The following is a 17,994-nucleotide window of genomic DNA, read 5'->3' as shown; positions in this document are numbered from 1 at the left end:
ATGCCCACCATTCTGGGACAGAACCAGTACGGCAAGGCTGAGAACCGGGTCGTCAAGATCACGCGGGACGGCGACACCCATCACATCAAGGACCTGAACGTCTCCGTCGCCCTCTCCGGCGACCTGGACGACGTGCACTACAGCGGCTCGAACGCCAACTGCCTGCCGACGGACACCACGAAGAACACCTGCTTCGCGTTCGCCAAGGAGCACGGCATCGAGTCCGCCGAGCAGTACGGCATCCACCTCGCGCGGCACTTCGTGGACAGCCAGCCCTCGATCCACCGGGCGCGCATCCGCATCGAGGAGTACGCCTGGGAGCGCATCGCCGCCTCCGACGCCAACTCGCAGTTCATCGGCGCCGACGAGGTCAAGCACTCCTTCGTGCGCAAGGGCCAGGAGACACGGCTCGCCCAGATCACCTACGACGGCCGGCACTTCGAGGTCCTGAGCGGCCTGAAGGACCTGACCGTGATGAACTCCACGAACTCCGAGTTCTGGGGCTACATCAAGGACAAGTACACGACGCTCAAGGAGGACTACGACCGCATCCTGGCGACCTCCCTGTCGACGTGGTGGCGGCACAACTGGACCAGTGACGAGCAGCGCATGCCGAACTGGGAGAAGTCCTACGAGCAGGCCAAGAAGCACATCCTGCAAGCCTTCGTGGAGACGTACTCCCTGTCGCTGCAGCAGACGCTGTACCAAATGGGTTCGCGGGTGATCAACAACCGCAGCGAGGTGGACGAGATCCGCTTCTCCGCCCCGAACAAGCACCACTTCCGCCAGGACCTGTCCTTCTGCGGCCTCGACAACGAGGCGAAGGACGGCGCGGTCTACTACGCCGCCGACCGTCCCTACGGCCTCATCGAGGCCACCATCCTGCGCGACGGCGCCGAGGCGAGGATCCCGGTCGACATGACCAACCTCTGACGCGGGACGCGCGCCCCGGCACCTGACGCCGGGGCGCGCCACACCGGAGGGAACGACAGCTATGGCACAGCCCGCAATACCCGACGGGACGTCGACTCCCGCCTGTCACCCGGTGGACGAGTGCCACCCGGTGGACGAGAAGCTCCGCCCCTCGCGGCTCGTCCCCGCCGCGCTCCAGCACATCGCCGCCATGTACGCGGGCGTCGTCCAGCACATCGCCGGCCATGTACGCGGGCGTCGTCACCCCTCCGCTCATCATCGGTCAGGCCGTCGGCCTCGACACCGCCGCCCGGACCCGGCTCATCGCCGCGAGCCTGCTGATCGCCGGCCTCGCCACCCTCCTCCAGACCCTCGGCGTCAAGGGCTTCGTGGGCAACCGCCTGCCGTTCGTGAACGCCGCCTCCTCCGCGGGCATCGCGCCCATCCTCGCCATCGCCGAGAACAGTGCGACGGGACACCAACTCCCCGCCATCTACGGCGCGGTGATGGTCGCGGGCGTCTTCTGCCTCGCCGTCGGCCCCTTCTTCGGCCGGCTCCTGCGCTTCTTCCCGCCGCTCGTCACCGGCGTCGTCATCACCCTCATCGGCGTGACGCTGATGCCCGTGCCCGTCACCTGGGCGCAGGGCGGCGACAAGGAAGCCGCCGACTTCGGCGACATGCGCTTCCTCGCGCTCGCCGCCTTCACGCTCGTCGTGATCCTGCTCTTCCAGCGCTTCGGACGCGGCTTCCTCAAGCAAGTCGCCCTGCTCATGGGCCTGTTCATCGGCACGCTCGCCGCGATCCCGTTCGGCCTGGCCGACTTCGCCGCCCTGAGGTCCGCGCCCGTCGCCGCCGTCCCCGAGCCCTTCGCCTTCGGCGCCCCCGAGTTCCAGCCCGCCGCGATCCTGTCCCTGTGCATCGTGATGCTCGTCCTGATGACCGAGTCCAGCGCCGGCATGCTCGCCCTCGGCGAGATCTGCGAACGCAGGACGGACGGCAGGACCATCACGCGCGGCCTGCGCACCGACGGCATCGCCACCCTCGTCGGACCGGTCTTCGGCGGCTTCCCCACCTCCGCCTTCGCGCAGAACGTCGGCGTCGTCTCCCTGACGCGGGTACGCAGCCGCTATGTCGTCGCCGTCGCGGGCGGCGCGCTCATCGTGCTCGGCGCCTTCCCCATGCTGGGCGCGGTCGTCAGCCTCGTACCCATGCCGGTGCTCGGCGGCGCGGGCATCGTCCTCTTCGGCTCCATCGCGGTCAGCGGCATCCGTACGCTCTCCGAGGCGGGCCTGGACGACAGCTCCAACATCGTCCTGGTGGCCGTGTCGCTCGGAGCGGGCATCATTCCGCTCGCCGCGCCCACCTTCTACGCGGACTTCCCCGCGTGGGCCCAGACCGTGCTCGGCTCCGGCATCAGCGCGGGCGCGCTCGTCGCGGTCTCGCTCAACCTGTTCTTCCACCATCTCGGCACCCGTGGCAGCGCCCAGAACGCGGCCCCGGCACTCAAATCTTCCTAGGGTCATGCCGTGCCCACATCGCCACTCGCAGGAAAGGGAAGCACCATGGCTGCATCGGCAAACCCCGAAGGCGCCGCAGCGCGCATCGTCATCGAGAACTGCGCCATCGCGACCGTGGACGCCAACGACACCGAGTACGCCTCGGGGTACGTCGTCGTCGCGGGCAACAAGATCGAGTCGATCGGCGCGGGGAAGGCTCCCGAGGGCCTGGAGAACGTCGGGCGCCGCGTCGACGGCACCGGCCACCTGGTCACCCCCGGCCTGGTGAACACGCACCACCACTTCTACCAGTGGATCACCCGCGGCCTGGCCACCGACCACAACCTGTTCAACTGGCTGGTGGCGCTGTACCCGACGTGGGCGCGCATCGACGAGCCGATGGTCCGCGCCGCCGCGCAGGGCTCCCTCGGCATGATGGCCCGCGGCGGCGTCACCACCGCCATGGACCACCACTACGTCTACCCGAAGGGCTCCGGCGACCTGTCCGGCGCCATCATCGGAGCGGCCCGCGAGATGGGCGTGCGCTTCACCCTGGCGCGCGGCTCCATGGACCGCAGCGAGAAGGACGGCGGCCTGCCCCCGGACTTCGCCGTCGAGACCCTGGAAGGCGCGCTCGCCGCGACCGAGGAGACCGTCAAGAAGCACCACGACGCGTCCTTCGACGCCATGACGCAGGTGGCGGTCGCCCCCTGCTCGCCGTTCTCCGTGTCCACCGAACTCATGAAGCAGGGCGCCGAGTTGGCGCGCCGCCTCGGCGTACGCCTGCACACCCACGGCAGTGAGACCGTGGAGGAGGAGAAGTTCTGCCACGAGCTGTTCGGCCTGGGCCCGACCGACTACTTCGCGTCGACCGGCTGGCTCGGTGAGGACGTGTGGATGGCGCACTGCGTCCACATGAACGACTCCGACATCGAGGCGTTCGCGCGCACCGGCACCGGCGTCGCGCACTGCCCCTCCTCCAACGCGCGGCTCGCCGCGGGCATCGCCCGCGTCCCCGACATGCTCGCGGCGGGCGTGCCCGTCGGCCTCGGCGTGGACGGCACCGCGTCCAACGAGTCCGGCGAACTGCACACCGAACTGCGCAACGCTCTCCTCATCAACCGCCTGGGCGCCCACAAGGAAGCCGCCCTGAACGCCCGTCAGGCCCTGCGCCTGGGGACGTACGGAGGAGCCCAAGTCCTGGGCCGCGCGGGCCAGATCGGCTCGCTGGAGGCCGGCAAGCTCGCCGACCTGGTCCTCTGGAAGATCGACGGCATCGGACACTCCTCGATCGCCGACCCGGTCACCGCCATCGTCTTCGGCGCGGCCGCGCCGGTGACCCTCTCCCTCGTGAACGGTGAGCCCGTCGTCGAGAACGGACGACTGCTGCACGTCGACGAGGACGCCATCGCCCGCGTCACGCGGGACGAGGCGCAGCGACTGGCGCGCATCCCCGCCGAGAGCTGACCCCTGGATCTCCGGTCGGGGGGGACGGCCCCCGACCGGACTCGAGCAGCCGAGCGGGCTGCTCGAGTGCCGCCCCGGAACGTGGCCCAAAGCTTCACGTTGCCGGGGCGGTCAGTACTACCTGGGCGCTTCAACAACCGCATACCGAGCAAGTCCTTGCATCACGCACCACCTCCCAGAAGCGCGTGCCGGCCGGCGGCCGGCACAGGAAAACAACCGGAGGAGCCGCAGTGGCGTCCAAGCCCAGGTTCACCAAGCAAGGCACCACCCCCACCCCCGATCCCGAAGGGGCACCGCCCCCCGAGGGCACGCTCCATCCCGTCGACGAGAAGCTGCCACCGCTGAAGATGGCCACCACGGGCCTTCAGCACGTCGCCGCCATGTACGCGGGCGTCGTCGCGCCGCCGCTCATCGTCGGCGCGGCCGTCGGCCTGTCGGCGAAGGAACTCACCTTCCTCACCGGCGCGTGTCTGTTCACCGCCGGTCTCGCGACGTTCCTCCAGACGCTCGGCATCTGGAAGATCGGCGCGCGCCTGCCGTTCGTCAACGGCGTCACCTTCGCCGGTGTCGCGCCCATGCTCGCCGTCGTCGACTCGACGAAGGACAAGGACGACGCGCTGCCGATCATCTTCGGCGCGGTGATCGTCGCGGGTCTGCTCGGCTTCATCGCGGCGCCGTTCTTCTCGAAGATGGTCCGCTTCTTCCCGCCCGTCGTGACGGGCACGGTCATCACCCTCATCGGCATCTCCCTGATGCCGGTGGCCTTCGGCTGGATGCAGGGCCCGAACCCGGCGGCCGGCGACTACGGCTCGACCAAGTACCTGTCCCTCGCGGGCGCCACGCTCGTGATCGTGCTCCTCCTGCGCCGCTTCACGCGCGGCTTCGTGAAGCAGATCGCGGTCCTGCTCGGCCTGGTCATCGGCACGCTGGTGGCGATCCCGTTCGACGTCACGGACTTCGGGCCGGTCGCCGACGCGGACGTGGTCGGCTTCCCCACGCCGTTCCACTTCGGCGCCCCGCAGTTCGCCGCCGCCGCGATCGTCTCGCTGTGCGTCGTCATGGTCGTCTCCATGACCGAGTCGACGGCCGACATGCTCGCCCTCGGCGAGATCGTGGACCGCCCCGCAGACGAGAAGACCATCGCCGCGGGCCTGCGCGCCGACACCCTCGGCTCCGCCGTCAGCCCGCTCTTCAACGGCTTCATGTGCAGCGCGTTCGCGCAGAACATCGGCCTGGTCGCGATGACGAAGATCCGCTCCCGGTACGTCGTCGCCACCGGCGGCGGCTTCCTGGTCCTGATGGGCCTGTGCCCGATGGCGGCCTCGCTCATCGCGGTGGTGCCGCGCCCGGTGCTCGGCGGCGCGGGCGTCGTCCTGTTCGGCTCGGTCGCCGCCAGCGGCATCCAGACCTTGGTCAAGGCGGGCCTGGAGAAGGACAACAACGTCCTGATCGTCGCCGTGTCGCTGGCCGTCGGCCTGATCCCGATCTCCGCGCCGGAGTTCTACCACGCGTTCCCGGAGACCGCGAAGATCATCCTGGACTCGGGCATCTCCACCGGCTGCGTCGCCGCGGTCGTCCTGAACCTGCTGTTCAACCACACCGGCAGGGGCGGCGAGGCCGACGAGGTGACGGCGCCGATGGAACCGGGCGGCGAGATCTCGGAGACCCGGGTGCCGAAGCAGGCCGCGGCCCACTGAGCCACCCCCGGCGGCCCCTCACGAGGCCGCGTCCCCCTCGGCGCCCACCGGCGGCCCCTCCCGCGGTCAGTTCTCGCGCGAGGGGCTGTCCCCGTCCTCGTCCCCGTCCTCGTCCCCGTCCTCGTCCGGCCGCCGGGCCAGTGAGGCACGGCACGCCTCCGCCTCCTCACGTGCCATGCCCGCGACCCGGCTGTCCCGGCCGACCGTCGCGAGCAGTTGCTCGTACGTCGTGACAGCGGTCGCGCAGGAACCTCCCACGCACGCGGCGCGGGCCCGCCACAGCAGGGAGGCGTGCCGGTGCCGCTCGGGGTCCTCCCCGCCGGGACCCGGCGCGTCCAGCGTGGCGTCCAGCGTGTCCAGTTCGTCGACGGCCGCGTCGGGCCGCCCGCACTCCAGGAGCGTGCGGACGAGACGGAAGCGCGTGCCGATCACCAAGGAGTGAAGGGGCGGCAAGTGGGCCAGGAGCCCCTTCAGGACGCACTCCATATCGGCCGTGGCCTCCGCGAACCGCCCTGCCTCGACGAGGAGTTGGGCCCGCTGCTGGTAGAGCTTCACCACGTTGCGGCCCACCGCGCTGAGCGGCTCCGGCACCGACAGGTATCGCTCCAGCAGTTCGTCGACGACCGCGAGGGCCTCCGCCCGGCGCTCCTGACGCGTCAGGTTGCCGCAGAGCAGGTACGAGGTGTCCAGATACAGGACCGAGTCCTGCTCGCCCGCCTTCTCCAGCTCGGCCAGCTGGTCGCGGTGCGCCCGCTCGGCCTCCGGCAGCAGCCCGGCCTTCTCCAGCGCGTGGCCCACGTGATGGCGCACCGCCACGTCGTCGCCGTCCTCGTGCCCCGCCGACAAGTCGGCAAGCAGCGCCCGGGCCTCGGTCTGCGCGGCCTCGGTCTTGCCCGCTTCGGCGAGCACCTGCACGTACTCGGCATGGATGGTCATGGCGCCGCCCAGGCCGACGTCCGCGTGGCGCAGCACGTCGAGGACCGCGTGGTACTCCCGCTCCGCCTCGTCCAGCCGCTCGGCGCGCCACAGTTCGTGGGCCCAGGCCGCCCGCGCCGACAGGGTGACGGGGGCCTCCTCACCGGCCTCGGCGCGCGTCGACAGATACGCCTCACGGGTGGGTTCGACACCCTCGGCGAGGGTGCGCCGGATGAATTCCTCGGCCGGGTGCCCGTCGGGGAGGTCCTCTGTCCGCTCCTTGAGCAGCAGGTCCAGCATCCGCCTGGTGTCACGGCTGTTGGACACCACGGCGTAGGAACGCGCGTTCCGCCCGGCCCACAGGAACACGGCGAGGGCCTCGACCTCCGCGCTCGGCACGGCTCGGACGCCCGCTTCGATGTGGGGCAGGACCAGTTTCCAGATCTTCCACATCTCGGGGGCGCGCGGGTCGATGTGCGAGACGAACTGGGCCACGGCAGCCGCGGCCCGCCAGAGCCGCTCGCGTTCGGGGCCGGTCGACTCCTGGACGCGCAGCGCGTTCGCTTCGAGGACCAGCGGGTGCACCGTCAGGCACGGGAGGATCTCCGTGGCCTGTTCGTCGACGTCACCGTTCCTGCCGAACGTGATGTCCTCGACGCTCAGCAGCCCCAGGTCGACGAGTCCTTCGAGCGCCGTTTCGCAGCGGTCCGCGCGGGCGGTCTCCGGGAACAGGCCCGACTTCTCCAGCACATCCAGGTCGAGCAGGAACGCGGGGAGCGGGGCGTGTGCGAAGCAGGAGATCAGCCGCATGAGGAGCCGCGCCTCCGGGAGGCCCTGCTCGGCCAGCAGATCGAGGCTGATCTCCCACGTGCTGCTGATCAGCCTTCGATAGCGTCGCTGCTCACCGTCCGGTCCTGCCGCGGCCTCGGGCGCGCCGCCCGCCCCGCGGTCCAGCAGCCCCGTGCCGAGCCGGTCGAGTTCGCGCGCGTACCCCGCGAAGTCCCGCAGCTGGGCCTCGCCGGTGGCGTGTCTGCGCAGCAGCCCCGCGCCGCGCCCCGCCCGGGCCAGATAGGAGCCGGCGAGCTTGAGTGCCAGGGGCATCCCGCCCAGGCGGCTCGCCAGCGCCCGCGCGTCCTCCATCGGGCCGGCGTTGCCCGCGAAGTCGACCAACACCTCGGCCCCGTCGTCGGGGGAGAGCACGCCGACCGGACGGCAGGTGGCCTCGCCGCCCCACACGGACGGGTTGCCGATCCGGGTGGTGACGACGGTGAGCCCGGCTCCGCCGGGGCGGATCCAGCCCGTTCCGTCACCGGGTGAGCCGTACCGGGACGCCGTGCGGTCCGGCTCGTCGACGTTGTCGACCACCAGCAGCCAGGGCTGCTCGGCGGCGTCCAGGGCGCGCCAGACCAGGTCCATCGCGCTGGACTTCCCCGCCCAGGCGTCCTCGATCTGCGGCTCGGGGACGGCGAGGACGCGTGCGACCTGGCGCATCCCGGTGACGAGGCTGTCCTGCGTCGCGGCCGAGAGCCAGAAGACCTGGTACCCGAGGTCCTTCGCGAGCCGGGCGAGCCCCAGCGCCACGGTGGTCTTGCCGCAGCCGCCGACTCCGTGCAGCACCTGGATCCGGTCGCGGTCCGCGGTCAGCGCGTGCCGCAGTCCGGCCATCAGCTCGTCGCGGCCCCTTACCCGGGGCGGCAGTTCGCCGTACGGGGCACGCACGGTGAAGGTGCCCGGCAGCTGCGGGCTCCGGGACCCGGCCACCGGCACGGCGGGCGGGAGCGGTGTCGGGTCGGCGGCCGCGTGCCCGGCGCGGGTCAGCCGCCGCCACTCCGTGTCGGCCGCCTTGGCCCGCTCCTGCAGCCGCCGCCAGTCCGCGTCCGGTGGGATCCGGCAGCACCTGAGCAGCTTCGAGACGGTGTTCCACGTCGGCGTCCGGGAACCGCTCAGGGCCTCGGAGATCGTGCTGCGGCTCAGGTCGCAGGATCCGGAGACGTCCCGTACCCCGGTGAAGCCCGCCCTGTCGAGCCGCAGCCGGAGCCGCTCGGCCAATATCCGCATGTCCTCGGGTGCCCGCGGGTCGACCGGCTTCAGGTCTTTCATGCGCCCCTCCGTGTGCCACGACCCGACCGAGAGTACGTGCTGGGTCGGACAGCCGGAGGGTGTCCGCGGATGTCCGGGACCGTCCGGATCCGGACACCCGGACACGCCGTCCGTCCGCAGGTCCGCGCGCTCTTGTCCGGGGCCCGTCCGGCGGGTGTCCGCGGCCGCTTCAGGCCACCCGGTTCCCGCTCGTATCCAGATGCCACGGGACGGCGGACCGCCGTTCGAAGCGGGGCCCCGCGGGGGCCGGTCGAAGGGAACGGGCCATGCTGATCGTGGAGTTCGCCGTGGAGCACGGCGAAGACGCCCTGAACGCGCTGCGGCTCGCGCGTCTGATGTACGCGGTGTGGCGGATCTCCCGGGACGCCCGACGGACCCGCCGCGAGCGACCCGCCCCGCCCGCGGGTTCCTGAGCCGGTGCGCCCGAGGCTCGCGGCGGATTCGTCCGCCGTGAGCCTCGGGCGCAACAGCGGTCAGCGGGCGATGTGGAACGACTCCCCGTACACCTTCCAGTCCAGCGGCGGGTTCAGGCTCAGGTTCTTCTTGTTGAGGAACACGCGCTGCGCGGTGTCCACGCGGCTGGTGTCCTCGTGGGCCTGCTCCTGCTTCATCGCCCACACCCGCGCGTCCAGGAACGCGTGCAGGTACGTGACCTCGTCGCCGCCCTGCGCCGGGGGCTTGGCCTTGGTGAGGGCGCGCTTGCGGATGTTGGTGAAGCTCGTCCTGTCGCCGCCGTCGCCGTGCATGACGATCGCGTCGTAGTACGCGAACTGCCCGAGCGTGCCGATGCCGTCGGCCTTGCCCCGCTTGACCGCGGGGTCGAAGTAGACGCGGTCGCGCTCGTCGTTCTGGGCCTGCTGGAACACCGGGTCCTTGGCGGCCTTCGCCCAGTCCTTGGTGTAGTTGGGGTCCAGGCCCTCGTGCGAGTCGGAGCCGTCCACCTCGCGCAGCGCGGGCAGGTACTTCGCGAGTACGTTGCCGGGCTTGCGCTTCGCGTACAGCTCGACGAGATCGAGCATGTCGCCGGTGCCGGAACAGAAGCCGATGATGCCCGCGGTGTAGCCGCGGCCGTCGCCTATGTCCTCGATGTACTTGTACTGCGCCTTCCAGTCCAATGAGGAGTTCTCCGCGCTGGAGACCAGCTTCATGGCGATCTCCTTCTTCGCCGGGTCGTCGAGACCGGGGGCGGCGGAGCGCGCGGGGGCGGTGTCCGCGGCCACGGGTGCCGGGGCGGCGCCGGCGACCTGGGTCAGGGCGAGCGGTCCGGCGACCAGGGCGGCGCCGACGAGGCCGATGACAGCACGTCGCGGGGTGCGACGGTGGGGGGTGCGATGGGCGTGCAACGGGGCCTCCAGGTGGGGGAGTTCAGCGTTCCGCTATCTGTTAGGAAGGTTTCCTACCAGAGTTTGGGGGTGACGTATACCCGTCAAGCACGGCTCGGTACGGCGCGGCGTGTCTCCCCGTCGGCCCCACGGGTCGCGCGGCGGAACCGGTACATGGCCGGACATCGCCCTAGTCGCTGCTCACGTTGGTCCGTACTATCCCAACACCCTCAGCCTCCGCTCATCGCGCGCAGGCCGCTCGGCCCCCGCGCGAGGGCTGAGTCAGTTCCTCCCAGCACAGCTCCAACCCCCACCTCACGGCGGTCCGCTCTGCACGTCTGCCGTCGTGAGCCGAAGCAATGAATGGGAGAACCATGTCCGTTGCACTGCTGGCCGGTGGCGCTCTCGCCGCCCTGATCGGCGCGGGGCTTCCCGCCGCCGATCCATCGGGGATCAGTGATCCTCCGCCGGACAAGATAGTGATCGAAATTGCCACCGTGAACGGATCCGGCTGCCCCAGAGGCACCGCAGCCGTGGCCGTCTCGGAGGACAACACCGCCTTCACCGTCACCTACAGCGACTACCTCGCCCAGGCGGGCGGCACGTCCTCGCCGACGGCGTTCCGCAAGAACTGCCAGCTCAGCCTGATCGTGCACGTCCCGCACGGCTTCACCTACGCGATCGCGAGCGCCGACTACCGCGGCTTCGCCTCGCTCGAGCGCGGCGCCAAGGGCACCGAGAAGGCGTCGTACTACTTCCAGGGCTCCCCGGACACCGGGAGCAAGTCGCACTCCTTCTCGGGGCCGATCGCCGACAACTGGCAGGCCACCGACGAGACCGAGGTCACCCAGCTCGTCTGGGCGCCCTGCGGCAAGAAGCGCAACTTCAACGTCAACACCGAGCTGCGCGTCGACGTCGGCACCTCGGACCGCACCAAGACCAGCTTCATGACGATGGACTCCACGGACGGGGCCATCAGCACCATCTACCGCGTGAAGTGGAAGGAGTGCCCGAACTGACCGGCCCTCGGTGAGGCACTGATTCGATTCTGGTGAGGGGGCCGCGCCCGCGGCGCACTTGTGCGCGAGCCGTCCGCGGGCGCGGCACGTCAGCGGGACGCGGCGAGTTCGTCGCGTACCTGCTTCGCGATCGTGTACGTGTCCCCGGTGGGCCGGACCGCGAGGCGGCCCGGATCGCGGGCCCAGCGGTCCTCCAGGGCGAACCAGTCGGTCTCCTTGAGGTCCTTCGGGTCGCGGCCCTCGTCGAGGGCCGCGCGCAGCTCGGTGAAGTACGTCTTCCAGCGCAGCCGGTAGAGCCCGCCGACCAGCCCCGCCCACTCCCGGTTCGCGTAGTCCTTCAGACCCTTGTCGGCCCCGGCGCGGGTGCCCCACACCGTCACCAACGACAGCTGGTCATAGGCGAGTTGGTCCCGTTCGCGGGCGTCGGCCCCCCAGTCGCGGGCGTCGGCCACCCAGCGGCCGAGCAGATGCCGGCCGTCGGTGGCCACGAGCCGGTCGAGGAGGTCGAGCAGGCCGAGCCAGGTGCGGGTGAGCGCGTCGAAACGGGCGGTGTCCCGCCGGTCGTACGCCTCCTTGATCCGCGGCAGCAGGACCCGGCTGCGGTTGGACAGGGCCTGCCGGGCCACGTCGAGCAGATCGCGACGGTACGCGGACGACCCCCGCAACTCCCGCCGTACCAGCAGGAGTTCGTCCAGGGCGGGCTCGAAGTCCGCCGCCTCGTACCGCAGCGCCTTCGGTGACCAGGAGGCCGCCGACGTCACCGCGAGCCCCGGACGCGCGCCGAAGAGACCGTCGGCTCCCTCGGCCCACTTGTCGGCGCGGGTCGTGCCGTACGCGGTGCGGCGCAGCACGTCCCAGGCGGCCCGGGCGTGCGGATCGGCAGCTCCGTAACGGCTCACCGACCATGCGGCGAACCACTTCTTCAGGTCCAACTCGCCGTCCAAGTCGCCGTCCAGCCAAGGCAGTTCGGAGAAAAGCGCGAAGGCGGCCGGATTGTTGTCGGCGGCCTCCGGCATCAGCGCGATGCCGCGCAGGGTGCTGCCGTCCTTGGTGCGCCACTTCTCGTACAGCTCGGCCCAGTCCGGGGTGTTCGCGCCGAGGACGGTGTGCCCGCCGAAGTTCCAGATCGAACCGAAGGTGTACGGCGTGGAGCCCCAGTCGGACTCGCGGTCGGTGACGGTGGGGAAGCGGTCGGAGAGCCCGTCGACGACGAGCATGCGGGACTTGTCGACGGCGTCGGTGAGGGCCTTCGGCGGGTTGTGCTGCCAGCCGAGGATCACCCAGACCGCGCCGGGGTGTGCCGCCTGAAGGGCCTTCTCCACGCCCTTCGCGGCGGCCGCGACCGGCACGTCACCGGGCTTGCCGCCCTCGTGCAGCAGATCCATCTTGTACAGCGTCGAAGGACCGAACAGCTCGTCCTGCGTCCGGTAGAAGGCCGCCGCCACCCGGGCGAACAGGTCCGTGCGCGGATCCAGCCAGTCCGGCCGGGCGAACCCGACCCAGTCGCCCTGCGGCACGGTCCGCGCCCCCGGATTGCGGTCCGCGAAACCCGCCGGGACGGTGCCGAAGTAGCCGGGCAGGACCGGCGTCATGCCGAGCTCGCGCGCCCGGTCGGCGATGCGGCGGCCGAGGCGGGCGCGTTTCGCGAGCAACTGCCGTGACACGGGGTGCGGGAAGGACGACATGTTCTGCAGCAGCCACCACGGCTGGTGCGCGGGCCCCGGCACCCAGGCCCGCAACTCCTCGTCGCCGTACCCGAATTCCTGGAAGAGCCGGTGGTAGAGGGCGTCGGCACCGGAGTACACGAGGACTTCGTTGTAGCCGTGCAGGGCGAGTACGTCGAGTTCGCGCTCCCAGTAGTCCCAGTCGGCGTAGGCGTTCGTATAGCCGTCGTTGGTGTCGTTGAGGACGAAGCGGTGCGGGACGTTGGCGCGTCTGGTGACGGGGGCGCCCGGGGCGGGCAGCGTCGCCGGGAGGTCGGTCTGGTCGCCCGCCCAGGTGATCGAGGCGTGCGCGGTGTGCTTCAGATAGTGGTTCAGGCCGGTGAGCTGGACGGCGGCGGTGGGCCCGGACACGACGACGTGCCCGCGCTTCCCGGACACCCGGAAGGCGTCCCCGGCACCCGGCTCGCCCTCCTCGGTCCTGAACGTGATCTGTTCCCAGTGCCGGGGGAGCAGCCGCCGTGCGGCCGCGCGGGCCGCCGCGGCGGGCCCGGTCCCGGTACGCGTGCGCACCGCCGTCCCCGCGCCCGGGCCCGGGGAGCCCTGCGACGACGCGGGCGAACAGGCCATGGCTGCGGCGCCGGCCGTACCGGCGAGCGCGGTCAGGACGGTGCGGCGGCGGGGCGGGTGCGGCATGCGGGGCTCCGGGGGTCGGGGCGGGCGCGGTGCGGACCGGGTGACTCGTGTCGTACCGAGGTGACTCTTGCCCGCCGCCGCCCCGTTCCGTAACCCTCGGGCCGGAGGTTGGCTGCCCCTTCACTCTCCGGCCGGACGCCGTTCGCCCGGGTGTCCCGCTCAGGCGGGCGGCTGCGTCCGCCGGAAGTAGTCGTTGCCGCCCTGGCCGGGCCAGGCGAACGTGAGCTGCCCGCCGCTGAGCGTGGCCTTGCCGGTGCCGACCTCGCCCATGCAGGTCGCGCGGATCTCCATGGCGGACGTGATGGTCCCCGGGCACGACTTGGTGCCGGAGCGCATGTCCATCGAGGTGCCGTTGACGGTCAGGACGATCAACCGCCCGCCCGAGCCGCGCGTCACGTGGTACCAGGTGCCCTGCACGGACTGCGGCCCGGTGGCGGGGCGCGTGGTCTTCTTCGGGGGCACGGCGGGCGCGCTGGTGCGCGGCTTGGTGGGGGTGGCGGCCGCGGTCGGCGTGCTGGTGCGCGCCGGGGTGGGGGAGGCGGTCGCCTTCGGCTTCTTCGTACGGCTCGGGGTGGGCGACGCGGTCTTCTTGGCGCCGGCCTTCTCGCCGTCGTCCTTGGCGGGCTCCTGCACGGACCCGGTGGAACCCGACGCGCCCTTGTCGCGCTTCTTGTCGTTGTCGTCACCTCCGCATCCGGTGAGCGCGAGGGCGAGCACGGCGGCGGCGCAGGTGGCAACGGCAGGTATTCGGCGCACAGAGATGTCCTGAATTCCGGTTGTGGTGGGGGGACTTGGAGGAGCCTGCCACACGCCTGATCGCGAGATCCAGAGTGGCCAAACATGTTCCTGGGATTAGTTCGAGTGCACCAAGGACCACCGGAATTCATCGGACCAGAGGGCGTCGTACGTCCCAACTGGGCCCGAGGAAGCCCTCGTTCCCCCCATTGACATCCGATGTATCCGCTTCTACGTTCCCGAGCGTTCCGTCAACGAACAGGAGCCGCTCATGCGACGAAGAGTCACCGGACTCGCCTTGCTCCTCAGTGCCGCGCTCGCGGCCGCCGCCGTGCCCCTCGCGGTCGCCGCACCCGCGGAAGGTACCCCCGCCCTCGCCCCCGCCCCGCCCCGGCCGGCCGGGGGCCCCGGCACCGACCACGCCACCGACGATCCCTTCACCGCCGACCGCGCCAACTGGTTCCGCCAGGACCGCTTCGGCATGTTCATCCACTTCGGCGCCTACTCGAACCTGGAGGGCGAGTACAAGCGCCCCGACGGCTCGGTCTGCCGGAACGCCGAGTGGATCAAGCGCGAGTGCAAGATCCCCGCCGCGGAGTACGAGAAGCAGGCGCGGAGCTTCGACCCGGCCGACTTCGACGCGAAGGCGGTCGTGCGGGCCGCCAAGGACGCCGGGATGAAGTACATCGTCATCACGTCCAAGCACCACGAGGGCTACGCGATGTGGCCGACGAAGGTGAACTCCTACAACCTGCGCGACCACTCGTCCTTCGACAAGAACCGCGACATCCTCGCCGAGCTGAAGACGGCGTCCGACGACGCGGGCATCAAGCTCGGCTTCTACTACTCGATCTGGGACTGGCACGACCCGGACTTCCCCGACCCGGCCACCTTCCCGAAGTACGAGAAGCGCATGTACGCGCAGCTCAAGGAGCTGGTCGACACCTATGACCCGGCGCTGCTCTGGTTCGACGGCGAGTGGGACACCGAGGACCCGCACAACCCGTGGACCGCGAGGGACGGCGAGCGCCTGGAGTCGTATCTGCGCGGCCTGGACCCGGACCTCGTCATCAATAACCGGGTCGGCAAGCGCCGCGTCGTCGACGGCGACTACGGCACGCCCGAGCAGGAGATCCCGGACGCGCCGGTCGACGGCCAGCTCTGGGAGTCCTGCATGACGCTCAACGACCACTGGGGCTTCGCCCGCTACGACCAGAACTGGAAGTCGAGCCGGACGCTCGTACGCAACCTCCTCGCGACCACGTCCCGCAGCGGCAACTACCTCCTGAACGTGGGACCCGACGCGCGCGGCCGCATCCCGCAGCCGTCCGTCGACCGCCTCAAGGAGATGGGCACCTGGCTGCGCACGGCGGGCCAGGGCGAGGCGGTGTACGGCGCGCGCTACGGCGGCCTCGTCGAGGAGCCGAAGTGGGGCGCGGTGAGCCGCAAGGGAAACAAGCTGTACGCGGCGGTCACGCAGTGGCCGGGCGCGGGTCGGTCCCTGCACCTCACGGCGCGCACGGACTTCGCCGTCAAGTCGGCCCGCGTCCTTGGCAGTTCGCAGAAGGTGACGGTCACCAAGGCGGGTGACGGCTACGACATCACGCCGTCCGGCGCCGCGACCAACCCCACCGCCACCGTCATCGAACTGACCGTGGACCCCGGCCGCGCGGCCCGCCCCGGCACCGGCAAGGGCCTCAAGCAGGAGATCTTCGACAACGCGGAACTGAGCGGAGCCCCGAAGCTCACCCGGGTCGACCCGGCGGTCAACCACGCCTGGAAGTTCCAGGGTTCACCGGACGCGTCGATCCCCTCCGACCGCTTCGGCGTCCGCTGGTCGGGCTCCATCGAGCCGCGGCACAGCGAGACGTACACGCTCACGACGGTCTCGGACGACGTCGTCCGCGTGTGGATCGACGGCAAGCTCGTCATCGACTCGTGGAACCCGCACGAGCCGAAGATCGACAAGGCGCAGGTGGCGCTGACGGCCGGAAAACGCCACAGCATCCGCATCGACTACGCGGAGAACACCGGCGAGGCGCACATGAAGCTGCTGTGGTCCAGCCCGAACCAGCCCCAACAGGTCGTCCCCCGCACCCAACTGTTCGCGCGGTAGAACGCTCTATTTAGTCGGACTAGAGGTCCGCGAGCGCGCTGTCCACGGTCGCCAGGAGAGCCTTCCGGTCGTCCTGGACCCGGCTCAGCACGCGCAGGCCGTAGTACGTGCTCTGTACCTGGCGGGCCAGGGTGCGGGCGTCGCGTCCCGACGCGATCTCCCCCGCATCCTGGCCCGCCCCCACGACCGCGCACAGCTCGTCCTCGACCCGGTCGAAGCAGCGCCGCACGGCGCGCTTGACGTCCGGGTCGAGGGCGGCGACCTCGGCGGCGGCGTTCATGGCGAAGCAGCCGCGCCGCCCCTCGGCGTCGTCGAGGTCGCTGTCGAGGGAGTGCAGCATCATGGCGCGCAGCCGCTCCTTCGCGGAGCCGGGCTCGTTCAGGCGCGCGATCTGCTCGGCGGTGACCGTCTCGTAGTACCGCCCCAGGGCGCGCAGATACAGCTCGCGCTTGCCGCCGAAGGTGTTGTAGAGGCTCGAAGGGCCGAGCCCGGTGCTGTCGCACAGGTCCCGGGTGGACGTGCCCTCGTACCCATGGCGCCAGAAGGTGTCCATGGCCGCGGTGATGACGCGGTCCTCGTCGAACTGTCGTGGCCTGGCCATGACGGCACACTAACTGTTTTGGAATACCTTTTCAAAACGTGGCCGCGGTATCTGCGCTGCCGTGCGCTCAAGCCTGGCCGCCCACAGTGCGCCCACGCACCCCACGGCGGCGAGACCGGCGCCGACCCAGGCGACGGATGTGTATCCGTATCCGGCGCCGATGGTGAGCCCGCCGAGCATCGGCGCCAGGGTGTTGCCGACGTTGAAAGCTGCCGTATTGGTGGCGCCGACGAGGGTGGGCGCGTCCGGCGCGAGCGTGAAAACGCGGGACTGGAGGGCGGGGTTGGTGACATACCCGGCGAGACCGAGCAGGAAGGTCAGGCCGATCACGACGACGAGCGTGGTGTGCGCGGTGAGGGCGAGGGCCGCGGAGATGACGGCGAGCGCGCCGAGCCCCACGGCGAGCGTGCGGACGGAGTGCGACTGGGCGGTGCGGCCGCCGATGATCAGCCCGATCATGCCGCCCGCCCCGAACAGCGCGAGCACGGCGGGCACCCCTCCCTCGCCGAGACCGCTCTCCTCCGTCAGGAAGGGCGCGAGATAGCTGAAGGTGACGATCACCGCGCCGAAGGCGAAGGCGGTGATGGCGTACGAGAGCCAGAGCTGCGGCCGTGCCATGCCGCGCAGTTCGGCGCGCACGGAGCGCGGCGCCTCGCCCTCGCTCCCGCCTGCCGGAATGGCGAAGGCGGTGCACAGCAGACTGACGGTGGTGGCGATGGCCACCGCCCAGAAGGCGGCACGCCAACTGGCCGACTGGCTGAGCACGGTGCCCGCCGGTACGCCGACGATGGTGGCCATGGTCAGCCCGCCCGCGACGAGCGCGACGGCCTTGCTCTGGGCGGCGCTCGGCACCAGCGCCACGGCGGTGGCCACGGCCACGCCCCAGAACCCGGCGTAGGCGAGCGCGCTGACGACCCGGGTCACGAACAGCGCGGCGTACCCGGGCGCGAGCGCGCCCACGACGTGCCCCGCGATGAACACCGCCTGAAGCCCCACCAGCGCGGTCCGACGCGGCCACCGCAGCGTGGCGACGGCGAGCAGCGGCGCGCCGACGACCATGCCGATGGCGAAGGCGGAGATGAGCAGCCCGGCGTCGGGAATCGAAACCCCAAGGTCCTCGGCCATGCCGGGCAGCAGCCCCGACAACATGAACTCGGAGGTCCCTTGGGTGAAGATCCCGAGCGCCAACACATAGACGGCGAGCGGCATACGGGTGCCGCTGTTTTGGAGCGAGTGCTTCATAACGAGGACGCTAGC

General features: G+C 70.9%; 12 protein-coding genes and 1 pseudogene. 7 read left to right on the top strand and 6 right to left on the bottom strand.

Features of this window, described 5'->3' with window-relative positions:
- The 4 genes and pseudogenes from pucL to STRAU_RS02040 all read left to right on the top strand — a co-directional run bounded on the left by pucL (position 1) and on the right by STRAU_RS02040 (position 5,572).
- Positions 1-933 (top strand): factor-independent urate hydroxylase, encoded by a 933-nt coding sequence (pucL, locus tag STRAU_RS02055; RefSeq protein ID WP_016638550.1) that lies wholly within the window; start codon positions 1-3, stop codon positions 931-933.
- A 61-nt stretch (positions 934-994) separates the two neighbouring features.
- Positions 995-2,429: pseudogene (locus tag STRAU_RS02050) on the top strand (nucleobase:cation symporter-2 family protein).
- A gap of 45 nt (positions 2,430-2,474) precedes the next feature.
- Entirely contained in the window at positions 2,475-3,875 is a 1,401-nt protein-coding gene (locus tag STRAU_RS02045) for an 8-oxoguanine deaminase (protein ID WP_016638548.1), read from the top strand.
- 230 nt (positions 3,876-4,105) lie between these two features.
- Positions 4,106-5,572: a nucleobase:cation symporter-2 family protein gene (locus STRAU_RS02040; RefSeq protein ID WP_016638547.1), complete on the top strand. Its 1,467-nt coding sequence runs from the start codon at positions 4,106-4,108 to the stop codon at positions 5,570-5,572.
- A 66-nt stretch (positions 5,573-5,638) separates the two neighbouring features.
- On the opposite strand, the gene STRAU_RS02035 is transcribed toward STRAU_RS02040, so the two are convergent.
- Positions 5,639-8,587: a helix-turn-helix domain-containing protein gene (locus STRAU_RS02035; RefSeq protein WP_016638546.1), complete on the bottom strand. Its 2,949-nt coding sequence runs from the start codon at positions 8,585-8,587 to the stop codon at positions 5,639-5,641.
- A gap of 266 nt (positions 8,588-8,853) precedes the next feature.
- On the opposite strand from STRAU_RS02035, the gene STRAU_RS42170 reads away from it, so the two are divergent.
- Entirely contained in the window at positions 8,854-9,000 is a 147-nt protein-coding gene (locus STRAU_RS42170) for a hypothetical protein (protein WP_016638545.1), read from the top strand.
- Positions 9,001-9,060: 60 nt separating this feature from the next.
- On the opposite strand, the gene STRAU_RS02030 is transcribed toward STRAU_RS42170, so the two are convergent.
- Positions 9,061-9,930 (bottom strand): chitosanase, encoded by an 870-nt coding sequence (locus STRAU_RS02030; protein WP_016638544.1) that lies wholly within the window; start codon positions 9,928-9,930, stop codon positions 9,061-9,063.
- Positions 9,931-10,283: 353 nt separating this feature from the next.
- On the opposite strand from STRAU_RS02030, the gene STRAU_RS02025 reads away from it, so the two are divergent.
- Positions 10,284-10,928 carry a DUF4360 domain-containing protein gene (locus STRAU_RS02025; protein WP_016638543.1) on the top strand — a complete coding sequence of 215 codons (645 nt, stop codon included), beginning with the start codon at positions 10,284-10,286 and terminating at the stop codon, positions 10,926-10,928.
- 89 nt (positions 10,929-11,017) lie between these two features.
- On the opposite strand, the gene STRAU_RS02020 is transcribed toward STRAU_RS02025, so the two are convergent.
- Positions 11,018-13,285: an alpha-N-acetylglucosaminidase gene (locus STRAU_RS02020; protein WP_016638542.1), complete on the bottom strand. Its 2,268-nt coding sequence runs from the start codon at positions 13,283-13,285 to the stop codon at positions 11,018-11,020.
- 159 nt (positions 13,286-13,444) lie between these two features.
- Entirely contained in the window at positions 13,445-14,041 is a 597-nt protein-coding gene (locus STRAU_RS02015; protein ID WP_158691995.1) for a hypothetical protein, read from the bottom strand.
- 250 nt (positions 14,042-14,291) lie between these two features.
- Between STRAU_RS02015 and STRAU_RS02010 the strand changes: the two genes are divergently transcribed.
- Complete coding sequence (locus STRAU_RS02010; protein ID WP_016638540.1) at positions 14,292-16,136, top strand: alpha-L-fucosidase; 1,845 nt, start codon at positions 14,292-14,294, stop codon at positions 16,134-16,136.
- A 19-nt stretch (positions 16,137-16,155) separates the two neighbouring features.
- Here STRAU_RS02010 and STRAU_RS02005 read toward each other — a convergent pair whose 3' ends face one another.
- Both STRAU_RS02005 and STRAU_RS02000 read right to left on the bottom strand, forming a co-directional pair.
- Positions 16,156-16,737 carry a TetR/AcrR family transcriptional regulator gene (locus STRAU_RS02005; RefSeq protein WP_016638539.1) on the bottom strand — a complete coding sequence of 194 codons (582 nt, stop codon included), beginning with the start codon at positions 16,735-16,737 and terminating at the stop codon, positions 16,156-16,158.
- A 9-nt stretch (positions 16,738-16,746) separates the two neighbouring features.
- Positions 16,747-17,979 (bottom strand): Cmx/CmrA family chloramphenicol efflux MFS transporter, encoded by a 1,233-nt coding sequence (locus STRAU_RS02000; protein WP_259299803.1) that lies wholly within the window; start codon positions 17,977-17,979, stop codon positions 16,747-16,749.
- Between the last annotated feature and the right edge of the window lie 15 nt (positions 17,980-17,994).

Source organism: Streptomyces aurantiacus JA 4570 (assembly GCF_000414115.1).
Lineage (GTDB): Bacteria > Actinomycetota > Actinomycetes > Streptomycetales > Streptomycetaceae > Streptomyces > Streptomyces aurantiacus_A.
This window is presented reverse-complemented; position numbering and strand designations above follow the sequence as displayed.

What these genes read in the sequence shown, in the direction of transcription:
- STRAU_RS02005 (WP_016638539.1), bottom strand. Translation starts at nt 16,737, where the DNA reads ATGGCCAGGCCACGACAGTTCGACGAGGACCGCGTCATCACCGCGGCC.
- STRAU_RS02010 (WP_016638540.1), top strand. Translation starts at nt 14,292, where the DNA reads ATGCGACGAAGAGTCACCGGACTCGCCTTGCTCCTCAGTGCCGCGCTC.
- STRAU_RS02025 (WP_016638543.1), top strand. Translation starts at nt 10,284, where the DNA reads ATGTCCGTTGCACTGCTGGCCGGTGGCGCTCTCGCCGCCCTGATCGGC.
- STRAU_RS02035 (WP_016638546.1), bottom strand. Translation starts at nt 8,587, where the DNA reads ATGAAAGACCTGAAGCCGGTCGACCCGCGGGCACCCGAGGACATGCGG.
- STRAU_RS42170 (WP_016638545.1), top strand. Translation starts at nt 8,854, where the DNA reads ATGCTGATCGTGGAGTTCGCCGTGGAGCACGGCGAAGACGCCCTGAAC.
- STRAU_RS02045 (WP_016638548.1), top strand. Translation starts at nt 2,475, where the DNA reads ATGGCTGCATCGGCAAACCCCGAAGGCGCCGCAGCGCGCATCGTCATC.
- STRAU_RS02020 (WP_016638542.1), bottom strand. Translation starts at nt 13,285, where the DNA reads ATGCCGCACCCGCCCCGCCGCCGCACCGTCCTGACCGCGCTCGCCGGT.
- pucL (WP_016638550.1), top strand. Translation starts at nt 1, where the DNA reads ATGCCCACCATTCTGGGACAGAACCAGTACGGCAAGGCTGAGAACCGG.
- STRAU_RS02000 (WP_259299803.1), bottom strand. Translation starts at nt 17,979, where the DNA reads ATGAAGCACTCGCTCCAAAACAGCGGCACCCGTATGCCGCTCGCCGTC.